The organism is Mesorhizobium sp. P2_E10 (assembly GCF_056404235.1).
In genome coordinates this window covers 343,754-361,624 of sequence record NZ_JBFUEK010000003.1, presented here as the reverse complement: position 1 = coordinate 361,624, position 17,871 = coordinate 343,754, and the positions used below count along the sequence as shown (strand labels likewise).

Below are 17,871 nucleotides of genomic sequence, written 5' to 3'. Positions count from 1 at the left end.
TACGGCTAACGCCGCCGTTTCGGCTTCTCCAGCAGCGCCACCGCCTCGACATGCGACGACCACAGGAACTGGTCGATCGGGGTGACGCTCTTCAGCGTATAGCCACCATCGATCAGGATGCGCAGGTCGCGCGCCAGCGTCACCGGATTGCAGGAGACGGCGACGACCAGCGGCACGTCGGAACGGGCGATCTGCTTCGACTGGTCCTCGGCACCGGCGCGCGGCGGATCGAAGACGAGGCCGTCGAAGGCATTCAACTCCTTGAAGGTGAGCGGCCGGCGGAACAGGTCGCGGCGTTCGGCGGTCACCCGCTTCAGCCCAGAGGCGAAACGAAATCCCCGGTCGAGCGCCGCAAGGGCTGCCGCATCGCCTTCCACCGCATGGACTTCCGATTTCGCCGCCAGGCGCAAGGCAAAGCTGCCGCAGCCGGCGAAAAGATCGGTGACCTTCTTGGCCCGCGACAGATGCTTGCCGACCATATCGGCCATCGCCTGCTCGGCGGCCTGCGTCGCCTGCAGGAAGGCACCCGGCGGCACCGCGACGGCGATGCCGCCAAACATGACCACCGGCTTCTTCGGCTCGACGACGATCTCGTCATCGACCGAAAGCCGGGCCAGTCCTTCGCCGATGACAAAATTGGAAGCGACGCGGCGCTGGTTTTCGCCGAGCTTGCCGGACTCGTGGACCGCGATGTCGAGGCCCGAGCCGGTCAACGTCACCGTCATGCGGAACGATTTGGTGGTTGCGCATACGAGTTCTGCGAGTGCCCTCAGACGATCGAGCGCTGCGACGATCTCGGGCAAGGAGATCGGACATTCCTCGATGGGAATGATTTCCGACGACAGCGCGCGAACGAAACCCAGCTTCATGCCGGCCTCGCTGCGCCGGGCCGTGAAGACGACGCGGCGGCGCGTATGCGGCGCGCATGGCACCAGCGCGCCTACATCGCTGGCTATGCCCTTGCTCTTCAGCGCCTGCACGACCTTTTCGCGCTTCCACTGGTGATAGGCTTCGGCTTCCAGATGCTGAAGGGCGCAGCCGCCGCATTCGGTGAAATGCCGGCAGGCGGGATCGATCCTCAATGGCGACGTTTCCAGCACCGCCATCAGCGTGGCACGGTCCTTTTCGCGTGCGGCGGTGACGATTTCGCCAGGCAGGGCGAAGGGAATGAACACCTCGCCGGTTTCGGCCTCGGCGACGCCGTCGCCCTGGAAGCCCAGTCTCGCGATGGTGAAGCGCGCGCTCATTGGTCGCGCCCCTTGGGATCGCTGCCCTTGGCGTCCTTGATACCGGCAAGCAGGAATTCGCGATTGCCGTCACCACCTTCGATCGGCGACAGATGCAGTCCCAGCGTGCGCCAGCCGGCGACGCCTTCGAGCCACTCCTGCAGCAGGCCGGCAACACGCGCGGCATCGTAAGGATCTTTCAGCAGCCCACCCTTGCCGATCGCCTCGCGGCCGGCCTCGAATTGCGGCTTGACCAGGAACACGGCTTTCGCGCCGCTTCGGGCCAAGGCGAGCGCCGGCGGCAGCGCCAGCTTTAGCGAGATGAAGCTGACGTCGGAAACGATGAAATCCGGAATGCGACCGGCCAGATCGGCGACGGAAAGCTCGCGAGCGTTCAGCCCTTCGATCGCCGTCACGCGCGGATCGCCTGATATGTCGGGATGCATCTGGCCATGTCCGACATCGATCGCGGTGACATGGGCCGCACCGCGTTCGAGCAGCACCTGGGTGAAGCCGCCGGTCGAGGCGCCGATGTCGAGCGCTTCGCTGCCGGCTGGATCGAGGCCGAAATGATCGAGCCCGGCAATCAGCTTCAGCGCCGCGCGCGAAACATAGCCCCGCGCCTGATCGTCGATAGCGATCTGGCACTGCGGCAAGACGGCTTGGCCAGGCTTGCGGGCGACGGTGCCGTCGACCGTCACCGTGCCGCGCTCGACCGCGTCACGGGCGCGCGAACGGCTGGCGAACAGGCCGCGAGCGACGAGCAGTTCGTCGAGCCGCTGGCGTGTGCTGGTTGGCAGAGGGGAATTCATCGGCCTTCATGGCGAAAGCCGGCGATGATGGCAAGCACCTTGGGGCCGATCGGCAATCATCGGTCGACCGTAGCTGTCGATGAGTGTCAGAAGATGGTGCGCGAGACCTGCCGTTCGACGGCCGGCGTCAGACTGTCATTGCTGTCGCCAGAAGCCTGCTTGCGCGGGGGCTCAGCGGGGCCGGGTGCCACTGATACGGCGTCCGGAATGACGACGAATTGTAGCCTTTGCTTGTAGGAAAAGCCGCCACGGATGCCGCCGATCTTGCCGGCGACGATGCCCATCACCGCCTTTTCGAGGTTGCGATCATAGCGCGTTTCGGCCATAGCCGGCGCAGCGATAGCGGCCAAAAGGGCCACGCCGCACAGAAGCGTTCTCATTGTTCTTAACTCCCTGCCTTGGGCACGTTCTATAGCAGGGCGCCGTTGAAAAACGGCCAAGAGACACGGTAAGCAAAACAACAAACGGCAACGTAAACAGCGCGTTACGATCGCCAGCCGACAAACCGATTCAGGGCTTTAAGATTTTGATTCAGGCGCGCTGGGCGCGAGCGGTGTGGCCCAAGGCGACGAAAACGGTGCGCACGATGCCGGCCGCATCCAGCCCGGCATCGGCATACATTTTTTCAGGCTTGGCGTGATCGGTGAACGCGTCGGGCAGCACCAGCGGGCGCACCTTCAGGCCGCTTTCCAGCAGCCCTTCATGGGCGAGGAACTGCAGCACGTGACTGGCAAAGCCGCCGACCGCGCCCTCTTCCACCGTCACCAGCACTTCGTGCGAGCGGGCCAGCCGCCGGATCAGATCTTCGTCGAGCGGCTTGGCGAAGCGGGCGTCGGCAACCGTGGTCGAAAGCCCGGCCGCGCCAAGCTCCTCAGCCGCAGCCAAGCAATCCTGCAGCCGCGTGCCGAAGGACAGCAGCGCAACCTTGGTGCCTTCCCTGACGATGCGACCCTTGCCGATTTCGAGGATCGAGCCGCGTTCCGGCATGTCGACACCGACGCCATTGCCGCGCGGATAGCGGAAGGCGATGGGGCCATCATCGTAGCTTGCCGCGGTGCGCACCATGTGGCGCAGTTCCGCCTCGTCGGCCGCCGCCATGACGACAAAGCCGGGCAGCGTCGCCAGGAAAGTGGTGTCGAAGGCGCCGCAATGGGTGGCGCCATCGGCGCCGACGAAACCGGCGCGATCGATGGGAAAGCGCACCGGCAATTTCTGGATCGCCACGTCGTGGACGACCTGGTCGTAGGCGCGCTGCAGGAAGGTCGAATAGATCGCCGCGAACGGCTTGAAGCCTTCGGTGGCGAGGCCAGCGGCGAAGGTCACCGCATGCTGCTCGGCGATACCGACATCGAAAACCCTTGTCGGGAACGCCTCGCCGAACAGGTCAAGGCCGGTGCCGTTCGGCATGGCGGCGGTGACGGCGACGATGCGGTCGTCTACACGGGCTTCCTGGACCAGGCTTTCGGCGAAGACCTTGGTGTAGCTCGGGGCGTTGGCCGGCGCCTTGGCCTGCGCGCCGGTGATGACATCGAACTTGTTGACGCCGTGATATTTGTCGGGCGCGGCCTCGGCAGGCCCGTAGCCCTTGCCCTTCTGGGTCACGACATGGATCAGCACCGGGCCGTCGCCATTGTCGCGGACGTTCTTCAACACCGGGATCAAATGCTCGAGATTGTGCCCGTCGATCGGGCCGATGTGATAGAAGCCAAGCTCCTCGAACAGCGTGCCGCCGGTGACGTAACCGCGTGCATGCTCGACCGCCCGGGTGATGGCGCGATCGGCGCGCTTGCCGAGATAGGAGGTCAGCTTCTTGCCGAAATCACGCAGTCCCAGATAGGTCTTGCCGGAGGCCAGACGCGCCAGATAGGCGCTCATTGCGCCGGTCGGCGGCGCGATCGACATGTCGTTGTCGTTGAGGATGACGATGAGGCGCGCATCAAGCGCGCCGGCATTGTTCATCGCCTCATAGGCCATGCCGGCCGACATGGCGCCGTCGCCGATGACGGCGATGACATTGTTGCGGCCGCCGGACAGATCGCGCGCCGCCGCCATGCCGAGGCCGGCGGAAATCGAGGTCGACGAATGCGCGGCGCCGAACGGATCGTATTCGCTCTCGGCGCGGCGGGTGAAGCCGGACAGGCCCCCCTCCTGGCGCAGCGTGCGGATGCGGTCGCGGCGGCCGGTGAGGATCTTGTGCGGATAGGCCTGGTGGCCGACATCCCAGATCAGCCGGTCGTCCGGTGTGTTGAAAACGTAGTGCAGCGCCACCGTCAGTTCGACCACGCCAAGGCCGGCGCCGAGATGTCCACCGGTGTGGGACACCGCATCGATCAGCTCGGCACGAAGCTCCGCAGCCAGCTGCGGCAGCTCGCTTTCGGCAAGCGTGCGCAGGTCGGCCGGAATGCGGACCTTGTCGAGAAGCGGTGTGTGCAGCGTTGCGTTCACTGTTAAGGGGCCTGCTCAGATATGATGTTCATGCACGTCGATCATGGGCGAAATATGCCTCCGCCCAGCGAATGTAAATGCGTGTCAGTGACGCGGATGGTTCTGATCCAGAGCCTGATCCATCCCAACAGAGCCGGGATGGGGCTCTGTCCTCCTGTTTGACCATGATCTTTTCCGAAAACCGGGTCCCACTTTTCGGGATCATGGTCTTAATTGTCCGGCAACGGAATGAACTCTTCCTCATCTCCAGGAACGATATCGAAGCGGCCTGTCTTCCATTCTTGTTTGGCCTGTTCGATGCGTTCTTTCGACGAGGAGACGAAATTCCACCAGATGTAGCGCGGCGAGCCGAGCGAAGCGCCGCCGAACAGCATGAAATGGGCACCAGTTTCCGACGAGACAATGATCTCGTCGCCGGGCTTGAATACCAATAGCCGCTCGGCCGGGAAGCGATCGCCGGAAATCGAAACCTCGCCTTCCAGCGTGTAGATGGCGCGCTCCTCGGCGTCGGCCGGGATCTTCACACTGGCGCCAGGCGCCAGCCTCAGATCGGCGTAGAGCGTCTCGGAGTCGGCTCTTACCGGCGACCGCAGCCCGGAAAACGCGCCGATGACGACGCGGCCGTTGACGCCCTCGGCGTCGATTTCGGGCAGACGGAGCGCCGCCGTGTTCTCGAACACCGGGTCGACCTCTTCCTTGCCATCCGGCAGTGCCAGCCAGGTCTGCAGGCCGGAGACCGACATCGGCGCGCCGCGCAACTCTTCCGGGGTGCGCTCGGAATGGACGATGCCGCGGCCGGCGGTCATCAAATTCACGTCGCCGGGCTGGATCACCATTTCGGTGCCGAGCGAATCGCGATGCCTGATCTTGCCGTCGAACAGATAGGTGACGGTCGACAGGCCGATATGTGGATGCGGACGGACATCGAGCGCCTGGCCGGCGCGCAGGATGGCCGGTCCCATGCGGTCGAAGAAGATGAACGGCCCGACCAGCCGGCGCTTGGCAGTCGGCAAGGCACGGCGAACCTGAAAACCGCCAATGTCCTTGGCGTTCGGAATGACCATCAGCTCGATCTGGTCGCTGGCGAAGGCGTCACCAGGCTGCGGGTCGTTGCCGGGGAAGAAGCTCATCGGATGTCCTCAGGCAAAGCGCAGTGCCGATTTGGCCTTTGCCTTGGCCGCCACCTCCTCGCGATTGCGCGGATGATGATTGGTTTCCATGGAATGCAGCAGTTCGTGCGCCGACTCGGCAATCGCCTCGACGGCACGGTCGAAGGCCGCCTGATTGCGCTGCGAGGGCCGCGTCGTTCCGCTTAGTTTGCGCACGAACTGAAGCGCGGCGTCGCGGATCTCGTCATGGGTTGCCGGCGGATCGAAATTGAACAGGGTCTTGATGTTTCTGCACATGCTTGAACTCCTTACCTGCTTTCTCTGCCCGCCCCGTTTTGCAACCTATTCCGCGTCGAGTGGCTCGGTGCCAACCGGCTTGCCGTCGCGCGACAGCCTGATCTTCTCGACCTTGTCCTCGGCCGCCTTCAGCAACCGGTCGCAATGCAGCTTCAGCGCCTCGCCGCGCTCATAGATCTTGATCGACTGGTCGAGCGGCACGTCGCCGCGTTCCAGATCATCGACGATCTTTTCCAACGCGTCGAGTGCCTGCTCGAAGCTCATCGCCTTGACGTCTTCGTTCACTTCGCCAGCCATCCTCTATCCTTTCATCAGTCGCCCGACGTGGGCGGCGACCGAAAATGCCAGTCCCTGCAGATCGTAGCCGCCCTCGAGCAGGCTGACGAGGCGGTTGCCGCTGTGACGTGCAGCGCGCTCGAGCAACTGGCCGGTCGCCCAGTCGAAATCGTCCTCGGTCAGGTTGATCTGTGCCAGCGGATCGCGATGGTGCGCGTCGAAGCCGGCGGAAATTATGATCAGGTCGGGCGCGAAATTGTCGAGCGCCGGCAAAACCCGCGACAGGAAGGCATCGCGGAACACCTCCGAGCCAGTCTCCGGCGCCAGCGGCGCGTTGACGATGTTGCCGGCGCCGGTTTCGCCCTTGGCGCCGGTGCCGGGGTAAAGCGGCATCTGGTGCGTCGAACAGTAGAGCACCGACGGATCGTCCCAGAAAATATCCTGCGTGCCGTTGCCGTGATGCACGTCCCAGTCGACGACGGCGACGCGCTCGACGCCGTGTTTGTTCTGCGCATAGCGGGCGGCAATCGCCGCGGTGTTGAACAGGCAAAAGCCCATGGCCGTGGTCTTTTCGGCATGGTGGCCGGGAGGCCGCGCGGCGACAAAGACGTTGTCGGCACGGCCCTGGAAGACATCGTCGACGGCGGCGTTGGCGGCACCGATGGCCGTCACCGCGGCCTGCCAGCTTTTCGGGCTGGCGCTGGTGTCGGCATCGATCGAGACGATGCCGGTCTCGGGGATCGCGGCGCGGACGCGGGCGACGAAATCCTGCGGGTGGGCATAGAGGATGGTTGCCTCGTCGCCTTCCGGCGCCTCGACGCGATCGAGGGCGGCAAAGGCCTCGTCGTCGAGCACGCGCTCGATGGCGCGCAAACGGTCGGGCCGCTCGGGATGACCGGGCGGTGTCAGGTGTTCGAGAAAGATCGGGTGGGTGTAGAGCCGTGTGACCATGTCCCGATATAGGCGCGCCCGGCCGCTTTGACCATGTTTTCACGCCCGGAAAGGGCGACGGTCAACAGGGTTTAGCTGTTGGGCGTCGGCTGGGTCCAGCGCGAGCCGCCGAACGAGGCCAGTGCCTTGTCCTTCAGTTCCCTGAACTTCGACGACGCCTCGGCCAGCCGCCGGTCCCAGTCGGGGTTCGGCACCTGGCCCTGGATGGTCTTGAAATAGACCTGCATCAGGCAAGCGATGGCAAAGGGTTCGATGAAGGCGGCCTTGAAGGCCCAGGCGAAGACGATGGCGAGCACGAAGGCCCAGCCTGCGAGTTGCCCCGGCATGAGGTACAGAATGGCGCCGGCCGGTGCCAGCATCAGCAGGAAGATGACCAGGGACACACCCCACATGATCACCGCCAGCCAGACGGCGTTCTTGACCATGGTCTTGCCGTTCTGCGCGTAGAGCACGACCCCTTGCCGCGCCGTCTCAAAGGGTGAGGCGGAATTGATGCGGATGTTGTAGCCGAGGATGATCTCGTCGACATAGGTCAGCGACAGGCGGATGACGGTGTTGATGAAACTGACCAGGCCGCTCAAGCCGGGAATGGGCAGGAAGGCGGCAATGCCGCCGATCAGGCCGGTGATGGCGCGGATGGCGCCCTTGACCAACTGGTCGAGCACGAAAAGGATGTTGGCTTCGGCAAAACGCTGAGTCACGACTTCCCTGGCATAGGCGATCTGGCTCTGGCCGCCGGGGACGTCGCGGCCGTCGATCAGGTGGACCATCACCGCGATATGGCCGGCCTTGACGATGTAGAGGATGTATTCGCGGATCCAGTAGACGGCGATCGAAACGACGCCGATACCGACCACGCCGCCCCACAGGGCAAACGACATCGGCCCGTCAGGATCCGTCGAGATATGGCCGACGCCATAGCCGACGCTGGCACCAGTACCGGTCGCCACGATGTAGGCCAGCGTGATGCCGAAATAGACGATCATGCGAAAGACGATGAAGGGCCATGTCCTGATCATGATGGACACCGACCTGCCGATCTCGAAATCCCACATGTCCCGAATCTCCCCTCAGAGATGGTCGCAGAGGATGAACTCAGGCGGGCGATTGTCAATCTCGGGCCGACCGGCGACTGCCAATTATCCCGGCAAATCGCCAGTTCGCTTGAGCAGCCCTTCCAGAAGGATGTTGAAGGCCTTCACCGCCTTTTTCGACGTGGCTTCGGGATCGTCCGAATTTGCGATCCACTGCGCCGCATGCAGCGAGGCGCCACTGATCAGCCTTGCCGCAGCTTCGGCATCGACGCCGACGATGGTTCCCTCGTCGCTCAGCCTTTGAAGGTTCTCCGTCATCAAGCGGATGCATTCGTTCTGGCTCGGCCATTGCGAAGGATCGCCAAGCACCGCCGGCCCGTCGCGCAACACGATGCGCTGGATTTCCGGCTCCAGGGCCATTTCGATATAGGCCGTGCATTCATCGACAAAGCCGCTCCAGAGCGTGTCCGCTTTGGCTGAAACGACTTTCAGCCGGGCGAACATTTCAGCGTCGATCTCGGCGATCACCGCCTGCAGCAGTCCCTTCTTGTCGCCGAAATGATGATAGAGCGCGCCGCGCGTCAGCCCGGCCGATGCGGTGAAATCATCCATCGAGGCCTCGGCATAGCCGACGGTGCCAAAAGCCTGGCGCGCGGCCGCCACCAGCTTGGCACGCGTCTCTGCGATCATCTCCTTGCGGGGTCTGTGCATGGTTCTGGCCCTACTGACATACACTGCGTATGCCAATTGACATACGTGGCGTATGCTCTATTTAACAATCATACGCCACGTATGTAATTGTCGAACCTGCCTTTGTCGAGGAGCCAGACCATGCAAAACCCCTATTCGGAAATCTTTCGCGCCCCTGGCGCCAAAGGCTTCGCCGCCGCTGGCTTCGTTGCCCGACTGCCGATCGCCATGGCGCCGATCGGGATCGTCGCCATGCTGTCGCAGACACATGGCGAATACTGGCTGGCCGGCGCCGTCTCGGCGACATACGCACTGGCCAACGCATTTCTCGCGCCGCAGATATCAAGGCTGGTGGATCGCCTTGGCCAGACCCGCATTGTCGTGCCGACCACGGTCCTTTCCGTGCTCGCTTTCGTGATCCTGATTGCGGCCGCCAATCAGCACTGGCCGATATGGACGCTGTTCGTGTCGGGGCTGCTCGCCGCCGCCATGCCCAGCATCCCGGCAATGGTGCGCGCGCGCTGGACCGAGATTTTTCGCGATCGCCCCGAGATGAACACCGCCTTCGCCTTCGAGTCGGCGGCGGACGAACTGGTCTATGTCGCAGGGGCATCGCTATCGGTGGGTCTGAGTGTCGCCCTGTTTCCGGAAGCGGGCATGCTGGCGAGCACATTGTTCCTCGCCTTCGGCTCGATGGCCTTCATCCTGCAGCGCTCGACCGAGCCACGGGTGCGACCGGTGGGACAAGGTTCGCGCGGCTCGGCAATCCGCCTGCGCGCGGTTCAGATCATCACCTTCGCCCTGATCTTCATCGGCGCCACCTTCGCGACCACGGAAGTGAGCACCGTGGCGATCACCAAGGCGCTTGGCCTGCCGGGCGCCGCCAGCCTCGTCATCGGCGTCTACGCGCTGGGATCGTTCGTCGTCGGCATCATCATCGGCACGCTGAGCCTGAGAACGCCGCTGCAGCACCAGCTTGCCTTTGCCGTCGCCGTCATCGCGCTCACCACGCTGCCGCTGCTGGTTGCCGACACGGTGCCGCTGCTGGCGCTGGCGGTCTTCGCCAGCGGCTTAGCAATCTCGCCGACCTTCATCACGGCATTCGGCCTGATCGAGCGGCACGTGCCGGAGGCGATGCTGACCGAGGGCATCACCTGGGTCACCACCGGCATTGGCATCGGCATGGCGCTCGGTTCCTTCGCCGCCGGCGCGGTGGTGGATGCGTATGGCGCCCAGAACGGGTTCTGGGTCTCGGTGGCGTCGGGGGTCATCGCATTGGTCACAGTGCTCGCGGGCCAGCACAGCTTGGCAACCCACACATGCGATCTGGACGAATGCAACGCGGCCGCCGTTCCTGCGGAATAACGTAGACAAGCATCCAGCCGTTTGTCTCGATAGTGCCGACGTTCAGAATTGGCAGCGGCCTCCGGGACGTCGTCATCCCAGGGCGAAGCAGGAGCGAAGCTCCGTCGCGGAGACCCTGGGATCCATGCCGCGAACTTTGCCGTAGAGTGCAGCGGAGCAGAATTCTGAACCGTCGCAGCGTGTCGAGTTCACGGCATGGATCCTATGGTCTGCGCCGCGTCGCTGCGCTCCTTGCTTCGCCATAGGATGACGACTGCACGGAGGCTTCAGCCAATCGCCAACGCATGCGACCTGCCCGCAATCCTTCCGATGCGTCACTCTTGCACGAACTACAAAATCTCGGTCTTGGCGATATGGATGCCAAAGCCCTCGAGGCCGACATAGTGGCGCTCGCGCGAGGCGATCAGGTTGATCGAGGAAATGCCGAGATCCTTCAGGATCTGCGCGCCCAGTCCGATCTCGCGCCATTCGTTTTCGCGGCGGCGCGCCTCTTCGTGATCCTCGCGATCGGCGGGAGCGGGACGCTTGCGCTCCTGATGCGCAACACCAACAGAACCCTCGCGGAGATAGACGATGACGCCGCGCTTGCGGTCGCCCATCGCTTGCATGATGCCGTCGAGCTTGTGGCTGGTGCCGAACACGTCGCTGACCACGTCCTCGGAATGCAGCCGCACCGGCACATCCTCGCCGTCGCGGATATCGCCGAAGACGATCGCCACATGGTGCATCGAATCCCAGGGCAGCGTGTAGGTGAAGACCTGCGCCTTGCCACCGGGCGTGTCGATGTCGGAACAGGCGACACGCTCGACCAGCGTTTCCTTGCGCTGGCGATAGGCGATGAGGTCGGCGACCGAAATCTGCTTCAAACTGTGCTTTTCGGCGAAGGCCTGCACCTGCGGCCCGCGCATGACGGTGCCGTCATCGTTGACCAGTTCGGAGATGACGCCGACAGGCGGCAAGCCGGCGAGCTTGCATAGGTCGACCGCGGCTTCGGTATGGCCAGAACGCATCAGCACGCCGCCTTCGCGGGCGATCAGCGGGAAGATATGGCCGGGGCGGACGAAATCGGAGGCGCCGACGTTGCCGTTGGCGAGATTGCGCACGGTCAGCGTGCGGTCGTCGGCCGAAATGCCGGTCGTGGTGCCGTGCTTGAAATCGACGCTCACGGTGAAGGCTGTGGTGTGGGCTGAATCATTGTCGGCGACCATCGGCGACAGGTTCAGCCGCTTGGCCTCCTCGCGCGGCATCGGCGTGCAGACGATGCCAGAAGTGTTGCGGACGATGAAGGCCATCTTTTCCGGCGTGCAGTGGACGGCGGCGACGATCAGGTCACCCTCGTTCTCGCGCCCGTCATCATCCATGACGACGACGATCTCGCCGCGTTCGAAGGCGCGCAGGGCTTCGACAATTTTCTTCTGGTCGTAAGGCATGTCGTCCCGCTTCCGCTCGAATTGCAAGGTTGAAGGTCACACGCGGCCGGTCTGGCCGCGATGACGCAGATAGTGATCGGCAATGGCGCAGGCAACCATCGCCTCGCCGATCGGCACGGCGCGGATGCCGACGCAGGGATCGTGGCGGCCCTTGGTCATGATATCGACGTCGTTTCCGTCCTTGTCGATCGACTTTCGCGGCGTCAGGATCGACGAGGTCGGCTTGACCGCGAAACGCGCGATGATCGCCTGGCCGGTCGAGATGCCGCCAAGGATGCCGCCGGCATTGTTGGACAGGAAGACCGGCTTGCCGTCATTGCCCATGCGCATCTCGTCGGCATTCTCTTCGCCGGTGATGCGGGCGGCCTCAAAACCGTTGCCGATCTCGACGCCCTTGACGGCGTTGATCGACATCAGGCCGGAGGCGATGTCCTGGTCGAGCTTGGCATAGATCGGCGCGCCGAGGCCGGCCGGAACGCCGTCGGCGACGATCTCGATGACCGCGCCGACCGAGGAACCAGCCTTGCGAATACCGTCGAGATATTGGGTGAAGACTGCGACCGAGGCCGGATCGGGGGTGAAGAACGGGTTTTCGGCGTCGCCGATGAAATTCCAGTTCCAGTTGGCGCGGTCGATCGATTTGACGCCCATCGACACCAGCGCGCCGCGCACCACCATGCCGGGCACCACCTTGCGAGCAAGCGCGCCGGCTGCCACCCGCGCCGCCGTCTCGCGGGCCGAGGAGCGGCCGCCGCCGCGATAATCGCGCACACCATATTTGGTGTCGTAGGTGTAGTCGGCATGGCCCGGCCGGTACTGGCGGGCGATCTCGCCATAGTCCTTGGAGCGCTGGTCGACATTGTCGATCTGCATCGACACCGGCGTGCCGGTGGTGATCATCGTCTCGCCATCCTCATCGAGGATGAAGCCGGACAGGATTTTCACCTCGTCGGGTTCACGACGTTGGGTGACGAAACGCGACTGGCCCGGGCGGCGCTTGTCGAGATCGGCCTGGATTTCGGCACGGGTGAAGCGGATGCCGGGCGGACAGCCGTCGACGACGCAGCCGAGCGCCGGGCCATGGCTTTCGCCCCAGGTGGTGACACGGAAAAGATGGCCAAACGTGTTGTGAGACATGGAAGACAGCCCTGCCCGGCATCGGAGCCGGCTCAAGCCTGCCTTCTATTGGCGTTTTCCACAGGGGTCAAACTGTGATCTGGCGGATTTAGTTTTGACACATTCGGTTGGTTTCTGCTCTGTTCCATTCACCCGTTGGACACTCGCCGCCATCGTGCCGGCGCAATGACAAGAGGACGATGATGCGTAGCCTGATTGGCGCTGTTGCCGCCGTGTTGCTGATTTCCACCGCCGCCTATGCCGGCCAGACCGAAGGCCTGATCAAGACGATCGACAAGGACGCGCTGACGCTGACGCTGGAGGACGGCAAATCCTACAAGCTGAACGCTGAAACCGATCTCGATGCACTGAAGCCGGGCATGGATATCGTCATCGCCTATGACGTGAGCAATGGCGAGAATGTCGTCACCGACATGGAACTGCCGGATACCGAGTAAGATTTTCCGACACCAGCCTTTGCAAGGCGCTTGCGCCATTTTGGAACGGCTGAGCCTTCGTCTGTCATCACCCCGTTTCGACTCCCGGCGCTGAAGCGCTTGGGTAAAGGCTGACCCTTGCCAGCGCCGTTTCTTGGGCGCAATCTCAGTTCGCAGATAAAGCCACGGTGGATTTCGACCACCATCAGAAGATCGGCGATGGAGCCGAACAATGTGCAGCGACTGCAAGCGCAAAGGGGTCGACCGGAGGAATTTTCTCAAGGTCGGCGCGGGGCTCGTCGCGATCGGTTTTGGTGGGGTTTCCTGGTCGGCACGCGCCGCAGAAGCTGCGCCCGCACTGCCCCCCGATGAAGCGCTTGCTGCGCTGAAATCCGGCAACGAACGCTACGTCAGCCACCCGGAACTCTGCTCGATCGACCTTGCCGCGCAGCGGAACGCAGTCGCCGCACATCAGGCGCCCTGGGCCACGATCATCAGTTGCGCCGACAGTCGCGTTCCGCCGGAGTTGATCTTCGGCGGCCACGGCATTGGAGAACTGTTCGTCGCCCGCAATGCCGGCAATCTCGTCGACACAGCCACGCTCGGCACGGTCGAATACGGCGCGGCGGTGCTCGGCTCGCCGTTGATCGTCGTCCTCGCGCACACAAGCTGCGGCGCCGTCAAGGCGGCTTGCGACGTGGTCGCCAAGAACGCCACCTATCCGGGCGCGATCGGCCCAATGATCGAACCAATCCTGCCGGCGGCGATCGCCGTGCAAAGCGAAAAGGGCGATTTCGTCGACAACGCCGCCAAAGAGAGCGCGCGCAGGACCGCGCGGCGGCTGACCGTTTCGAGCAAGCTGTTGGCCGGTCTCACCGCGGCGGGGACGCTAAAGATCGTCGCGGCGATCTATGACCTACAAACGGGTGAGGTGACCTACATCGATTGACAGCTACAGCCACTCCAGGCTCCGGCCATCCAGCCGGAGCAGCCGATCCTGAGGCACTTCTAGGCGCGCCGCCTCTCGTTCGGAAACACCTTCCACCAGACGAAACAAGGTCCGTATGACGCCGCCATGGGTGACGCAGACCGTCTGGCGGTCGAGCGCATAGAGCCACGGCCTTATCCGTTCGAGCAGCATCTGGTAGCTCTCAGCGCCCTCGCCCGGCGGCTGAAAATTCCATTTGTCCCGACGGCGCGCCTTGGTCGAGCCGGGATTCCTGGCCTCGAGTTCGGCAAAGGTGAAACCCTGCCAGTCGCCAAAGTGCACCTCGACCAGCCGCGGATCGGTGCGGTAGCCGTGCGGATCGAGATGCATCGCCGCACGGATGCGCTCCATCGTCTCGCGCGTGCGGCGCATCGGGCTGGCGACAAAGTCGAAATCTTCGGGGTTATGGACAAATTCAGCCAGATGTCGGCCATTTTCAGTCGCCTGCTCGCGGCCGAGCGCGTTGATGTCTGTATCGGCCTGCCCTTGTAGCCGGAAGTCAGCGTTCCACTGCGTCTGGCCGTGGCGCACGATGTAGACGAGCGGATACATCAGGTCTTTCGGAGATACGTCGTTCAGGCGGAGGCGGAGGGCTAGTCCTTGACGGTCGAAATATCCGGTGCGTCGACCGCCTTCATGCCGACGACATGATAGCCGGAATCGACATGATGGATCTCGCCGGTGACGCCGCGCGACAGGTCGGACAGGAAATAGACGCCGGAATCACCGACCTCCTCCTGCGTCACTGTCTGCTTCAGCGGCGAATTGTATTCGTTCCACTTCAGGATGTAACGGAAGTCGCCGATGCCGGACGCGGCAAGCGTCTTGATCGGCCCGGCGGAGATGGCGTTGACGCGGATCTTCTTGCCGCCAAGGTCGACGGCGAGATAGCGCACGCTGGCTTCCAGCGCCGCCTTGGCGACGCCCATGACGTTGTAATGCGGCATCACTTTTTCGGCACCATAGTAGGTCAGCGTCAGCAGCGAGCCGCCATCGGTCATCAGCGGCTCGGCGCGCTTGGCTATAGTGGTGAAGGAAAACACCGAGATGTCCATGGTGCGCAGGAAATTGTCGCGCGTCGTCTCGACATAGCGGCCGGTCAGCTCGTCCTTGTCGGAAAAGGCGATGGCGTGGACGAGGAAATCGAGCTTGCCCCAGTGCCTGGCGATGTCGGCGAACACCGCATCGAGGCTTGCCGGATCGGTGACGTCGCAATGGCCGGCGACATGGGCGTTGAGTTCCGCTGCCAGCGGCTCGACGCGCTTCTTGAACGCCTCGCCCTGATAGGTCAGCGCGATCTCAGCGCCATGGTCGACGCAGGCCTTGGCGATGCCATAGGCGATCGACCTGTTGTTCGCGACGCCAAGGATAAGCCCGCGTTTGCCGGCCATAATGCCCTGTCCACCCGCCATGTGAGCGCTCTCCGCAAGATTTTCTGCTTTGTGGAGAGAGCCTATCGCACAGGCACAGAGTCCCTTCAAGCGCACAAAACCGACAGTTCGGGGGACAAAACGCCGGCTCTAGCCTTTTCGGCCGCGCATCAGCGCCTCAAGTTCGCTGTCGCCGCCCTCCGGCAGCATCAGCCGCACATGGGCATAGAGATCGCCGTGACCACCGGCTTTTTCCGGCAGGCCACGGCCCTTCAGCCGCAAAACCTTGTCCGAGCTCGACCAGGCGGGAACGTTGACCGCCAGCTTGCCGGTCGGCGTCTCGACCGGCACCTTGGCGCCCAGCACCGCATCGGCCAGCGCCACCGGCAGGTCGGCATGCAGGTCGCGGCCCTCGACGCGGTAGCGTGGATGGCGACGGATGTGGATCTTGACCAGCGCATCGCCCGGCTGTCCAGGCCCTTGCTCGCCCTGCCCCTTCAGCCGGATGGTCTGGCCGTCCTCGACATAGGTGGGCAGCTTGACCGCGACCTTGCGGCCGTCCGGGAACATCGCCGTCACCTTCTCGGCAGTCGCCGCTTCCTCGATGGTGACGTCAAGCGTCACGTTGAGGTCGGCGCCGGTCGGCGCCTGGCGGCGATCGCCCGCGCCGGCGCCGCGCTGCCCGGAGAAGGCATCGCCAAAGATCTGGCTGAAGATGTCGCTGTTGCCATCGAACGGATCGCCGCCTGGACGCCCCGAGCGAAACTCGAATCGCGAGCCGCCGGCGCCTTGCTGCCGGCGAAAGCCGCCGAAGGGATCGCCGCCACCGCCCGCCGCACCCTCAAAGCCCTGAAAACGCGGCTTGCCATCGCCGTCGATCTCGCCGCGATCGAAAGCGGCGCGGTTCTTCTCGTCGCCGACGATCTCGTAAGCCTGGTTGGCAGCGGCAAAACGGTCCTTCGCCTTGGGATCATTCGGATTCTGGTCCGGATGATGCTTCTTGGCGAGTTTGCGGTACGCTGATTTTATGTCCTTGGCCGATGCGTTCTTGGCAACGCCCAGCACCTCATAGGGGTCGCGCATGATTCCTGCCTGCAAGAGGGGTGAATTTACAGTCGCCTTTTATATGCGTCTGTATAGGAAGAAATTCCAGTGCCGTGAACCTGATATCGACGTGAATATCAGAGCGCCTTGAAGTCCTGCACGCGCCAGGCGCCGGCGCCGGCCAGGCACACTTCGCCCTGGAACATCGCGACGCCATCGAAGCTTTCGCGCGAGGCTTTGAAACGACGGCAGGTCTGGCCGTTGTCCTCGAGTTCGACCAGCTCGGTGATCGAACCGCGCGACCCGGTGCCGGAATTCGCCCAGGGCACGGCCTGTCCGGCAAGTTCCTCGATGTCGGCGGAAGACACGGCGTTGCGGATCGTGGTCTGGTCGGAGGCGCGATCCTGATCTAGCGGCGCGGTCGGGTCAGGCGCACTTGAGGTGAGGAGCGAACGATCGACCTCGGCCTTTTCGAGGCTGAAGCCGCCTGCCCCGCAAGCGGCGAGCGGCAAAGCAGTCGCCACGATCGCAACCCTCATGATCGCAGCGTTGACGCTGGCCGAAGCGATAACGCTCCATTGCCTGCTGTCAAAAGCTTGCGCGATACGCGACAATCGGCAATCTCCCCCAGCCAGCGACAGAATTTGGGAAAACTATGAGCGACTCAGAGTTAACAAGCGGTGACTTTACCGAGGCCGGCGAACCTTTCCGCCTCTTTGCCGCATGGCTGGACGATGCGACGAAGAGCGAAGTCAACGACCCCAACGGCGTGGCGCTGGCGACCGTCGATGCCGATGGCATGCCGGATGTGCGGATGGTGCTGCTCAAGGGGTTCGATGAGGAGGGGTTTGTCTTCTACACGAATTTCGAGAGCGCCAAGGGCCGCGAGATTCTTGGCAGCATGAAGGCGGCTATGTGTTTCCACTGGAAATCGCTGCGCCGGCAGGTGCGCATCCGCGGGCCGGTGGAGATCGTCAGCGACGCGGAAGCCGATGCCTATTACGCGACGCGTCCGCGCGGCAGCCGCATCGGTGCCTGGGCCTCGAAACAGTCGCGGCCGCTGGAAAGCCGCTTCGCCCTGGAAAAGGCCGTTGCCGAATACACGGCGCGCTATCCGATCGGCGAGATACCTCGGCCAAAGCACTGGTCGGGCTTCCGCATCGTGCCGCAGACGATCGAGTTCTGGCACGACCGGCCGTTCCGGCTGCATGACCGCGTCGTCTTTTCCCGCAACGCCAGGGGCGGCTGGGACAAGACCAGGCTTTATCCCTGAGAAGACGG

General features: G+C 63.6%; 20 protein-coding genes. 4 read left to right on the top strand and 16 right to left on the bottom strand.

The genetic code is table 11. The annotated features are described in order from the left end of the window. Nucleotides 1-5 precede the first annotated feature (5 nt). From AC1D0N_RS10665 to AC1D0N_RS10620, 10 genes are all read right to left on the bottom strand, one after another. Entirely contained in the window at nucleotides 6-1,247 is a 1,242-nt protein-coding gene (locus AC1D0N_RS10665; protein WP_477243542.1) for a class I SAM-dependent RNA methyltransferase, read from the bottom strand. Continuing rightward, complete coding sequence (locus AC1D0N_RS10660; protein WP_477243540.1) at nucleotides 1,244-2,038, bottom strand: TlyA family RNA methyltransferase; 795 nt, start codon at nucleotides 2,036-2,038, stop codon at nucleotides 1,244-1,246. The genes AC1D0N_RS10665 and AC1D0N_RS10660 overlap by 4 nt, the downstream gene beginning before the upstream one ends. Nucleotides 2,039-2,124: 86 nt before the next feature. Further along, nucleotides 2,125-2,418, bottom strand: coding sequence for a hypothetical protein (locus AC1D0N_RS10655; RefSeq protein ID WP_477243539.1), 294 nt, complete (start codon nucleotides 2,416-2,418; stop codon nucleotides 2,125-2,127). Nucleotides 2,419-2,569: 151 nt separating this feature from the next. Further along, nucleotides 2,570-4,483, bottom strand: coding sequence for a 1-deoxy-D-xylulose-5-phosphate synthase (dxs, locus tag AC1D0N_RS10650; protein ID WP_477243537.1), 1,914 nt, complete (start codon nucleotides 4,481-4,483; stop codon nucleotides 2,570-2,572). 209 nt (nucleotides 4,484-4,692) lie between these two features. Continuing rightward, nucleotides 4,693-5,613, bottom strand: coding sequence for a pirin family protein (locus AC1D0N_RS10645; protein WP_477243535.1), 921 nt, complete (start codon nucleotides 5,611-5,613; stop codon nucleotides 4,693-4,695). Nucleotides 5,614-5,622: 9 nt separating this feature from the next. Beyond that, nucleotides 5,623-5,889: a DUF2277 domain-containing protein gene (locus AC1D0N_RS10640; RefSeq protein ID WP_477243533.1), complete on the bottom strand. Its 267-nt coding sequence runs from the start codon at nucleotides 5,887-5,889 to the stop codon at nucleotides 5,623-5,625. A gap of 45 nt (nucleotides 5,890-5,934) precedes the next feature. Then, complete coding sequence (locus AC1D0N_RS10635) at nucleotides 5,935-6,186, bottom strand: exodeoxyribonuclease VII small subunit (protein ID WP_477243532.1); 252 nt, start codon at nucleotides 6,184-6,186, stop codon at nucleotides 5,935-5,937. A gap of 3 nt (nucleotides 6,187-6,189) precedes the next feature. Further along, nucleotides 6,190-7,116, bottom strand: coding sequence for a histone deacetylase family protein (locus tag AC1D0N_RS10630; protein ID WP_477243530.1), 927 nt, complete (start codon nucleotides 7,114-7,116; stop codon nucleotides 6,190-6,192). Nucleotides 7,117-7,187: 71 nt separating this feature from the next. Continuing rightward, the gene (locus AC1D0N_RS10625; protein ID WP_477243528.1) at nucleotides 7,188-8,171 is read right to left on the bottom strand and encodes a hypothetical protein; all 984 of its coding nucleotides are present in this window, start codon (nucleotides 8,169-8,171) and stop codon (nucleotides 7,188-7,190) included. A gap of 84 nt (nucleotides 8,172-8,255) precedes the next feature. Continuing rightward, the gene (locus AC1D0N_RS10620) at nucleotides 8,256-8,861 is read right to left on the bottom strand and encodes a TetR/AcrR family transcriptional regulator (protein ID WP_477243527.1); all 606 of its coding nucleotides are present in this window, start codon (nucleotides 8,859-8,861) and stop codon (nucleotides 8,256-8,258) included. Between the two features lie 120 nt (nucleotides 8,862-8,981). On the opposite strand from AC1D0N_RS10620, the gene AC1D0N_RS10615 reads away from it, so the two are divergent. Further along, on the top strand, nucleotides 8,982-10,205 hold the full coding sequence (locus AC1D0N_RS10615; protein ID WP_477243525.1) for an MFS transporter: 1,224 nt from the start codon (nucleotides 8,982-8,984) through the stop codon (nucleotides 10,203-10,205). Nucleotides 10,206-10,534: 329 nt separating this feature from the next. Here AC1D0N_RS10615 and ribB read toward each other — a convergent pair whose 3' ends face one another. Beyond that, nucleotides 10,535-11,635, bottom strand: a complete 1,101-nt coding sequence (gene ribB / locus AC1D0N_RS10610; protein ID WP_477243524.1) for a 3,4-dihydroxy-2-butanone-4-phosphate synthase — start codon at nucleotides 11,633-11,635, stop codon at nucleotides 10,535-10,537. A gap of 36 nt (nucleotides 11,636-11,671) precedes the next feature. Continuing rightward, the gene (gene aroC / locus AC1D0N_RS10605) at nucleotides 11,672-12,772 is read right to left on the bottom strand and encodes a chorismate synthase (RefSeq protein ID WP_477243522.1); all 1,101 of its coding nucleotides are present in this window, start codon (nucleotides 12,770-12,772) and stop codon (nucleotides 11,672-11,674) included. A 182-nt stretch (nucleotides 12,773-12,954) separates the two neighbouring features. Between aroC and AC1D0N_RS10600 the strand changes: the two genes are divergently transcribed. Both AC1D0N_RS10600 and AC1D0N_RS10595 read left to right on the top strand, forming a co-directional pair. Continuing rightward, complete coding sequence (locus tag AC1D0N_RS10600) at nucleotides 12,955-13,209, top strand: DUF1344 domain-containing protein (RefSeq protein ID WP_477243520.1); 255 nt, start codon at nucleotides 12,955-12,957, stop codon at nucleotides 13,207-13,209. A 211-nt stretch (nucleotides 13,210-13,420) separates the two neighbouring features. Beyond that, complete coding sequence (locus tag AC1D0N_RS10595; protein ID WP_477243518.1) at nucleotides 13,421-14,137, top strand: carbonic anhydrase; 717 nt, start codon at nucleotides 13,421-13,423, stop codon at nucleotides 14,135-14,137. Nucleotides 14,138-14,140: 3 nt separating this feature from the next. On the opposite strand, the gene AC1D0N_RS10590 is transcribed toward AC1D0N_RS10595, so the two are convergent. From AC1D0N_RS10590 to AC1D0N_RS10575, 4 genes are all read right to left on the bottom strand, one after another. Further along, nucleotides 14,141-14,728 (bottom strand): histidine phosphatase family protein, encoded by a 588-nt coding sequence (locus AC1D0N_RS10590; RefSeq protein ID WP_477243516.1) that lies wholly within the window; start codon nucleotides 14,726-14,728, stop codon nucleotides 14,141-14,143. Nucleotides 14,729-14,769: 41 nt separating this feature from the next. Then, nucleotides 14,770-15,588: an enoyl-ACP reductase FabI gene (gene fabI, locus AC1D0N_RS10585; protein ID WP_477243514.1), complete on the bottom strand. Its 819-nt coding sequence runs from the start codon at nucleotides 15,586-15,588 to the stop codon at nucleotides 14,770-14,772. A gap of 108 nt (nucleotides 15,589-15,696) precedes the next feature. Beyond that, complete coding sequence (locus AC1D0N_RS10580; protein ID WP_477243512.1) at nucleotides 15,697-16,629, bottom strand: DnaJ C-terminal domain-containing protein; 933 nt, start codon at nucleotides 16,627-16,629, stop codon at nucleotides 15,697-15,699. A gap of 98 nt (nucleotides 16,630-16,727) precedes the next feature. Continuing rightward, nucleotides 16,728-17,204: an RT0821/Lpp0805 family surface protein gene (locus AC1D0N_RS10575; RefSeq protein ID WP_477243510.1), complete on the bottom strand. Its 477-nt coding sequence runs from the start codon at nucleotides 17,202-17,204 to the stop codon at nucleotides 16,728-16,730. Between the two features lie 41 nt (nucleotides 17,205-17,245). Between AC1D0N_RS10575 and pdxH the strand changes: the two genes are divergently transcribed. After that, nucleotides 17,246-17,863, top strand: coding sequence for a pyridoxamine 5'-phosphate oxidase (gene pdxH, locus AC1D0N_RS10570; protein WP_477243508.1), 618 nt, complete (start codon nucleotides 17,246-17,248; stop codon nucleotides 17,861-17,863). Nucleotides 17,864-17,871 lie beyond the last annotated feature (8 nt).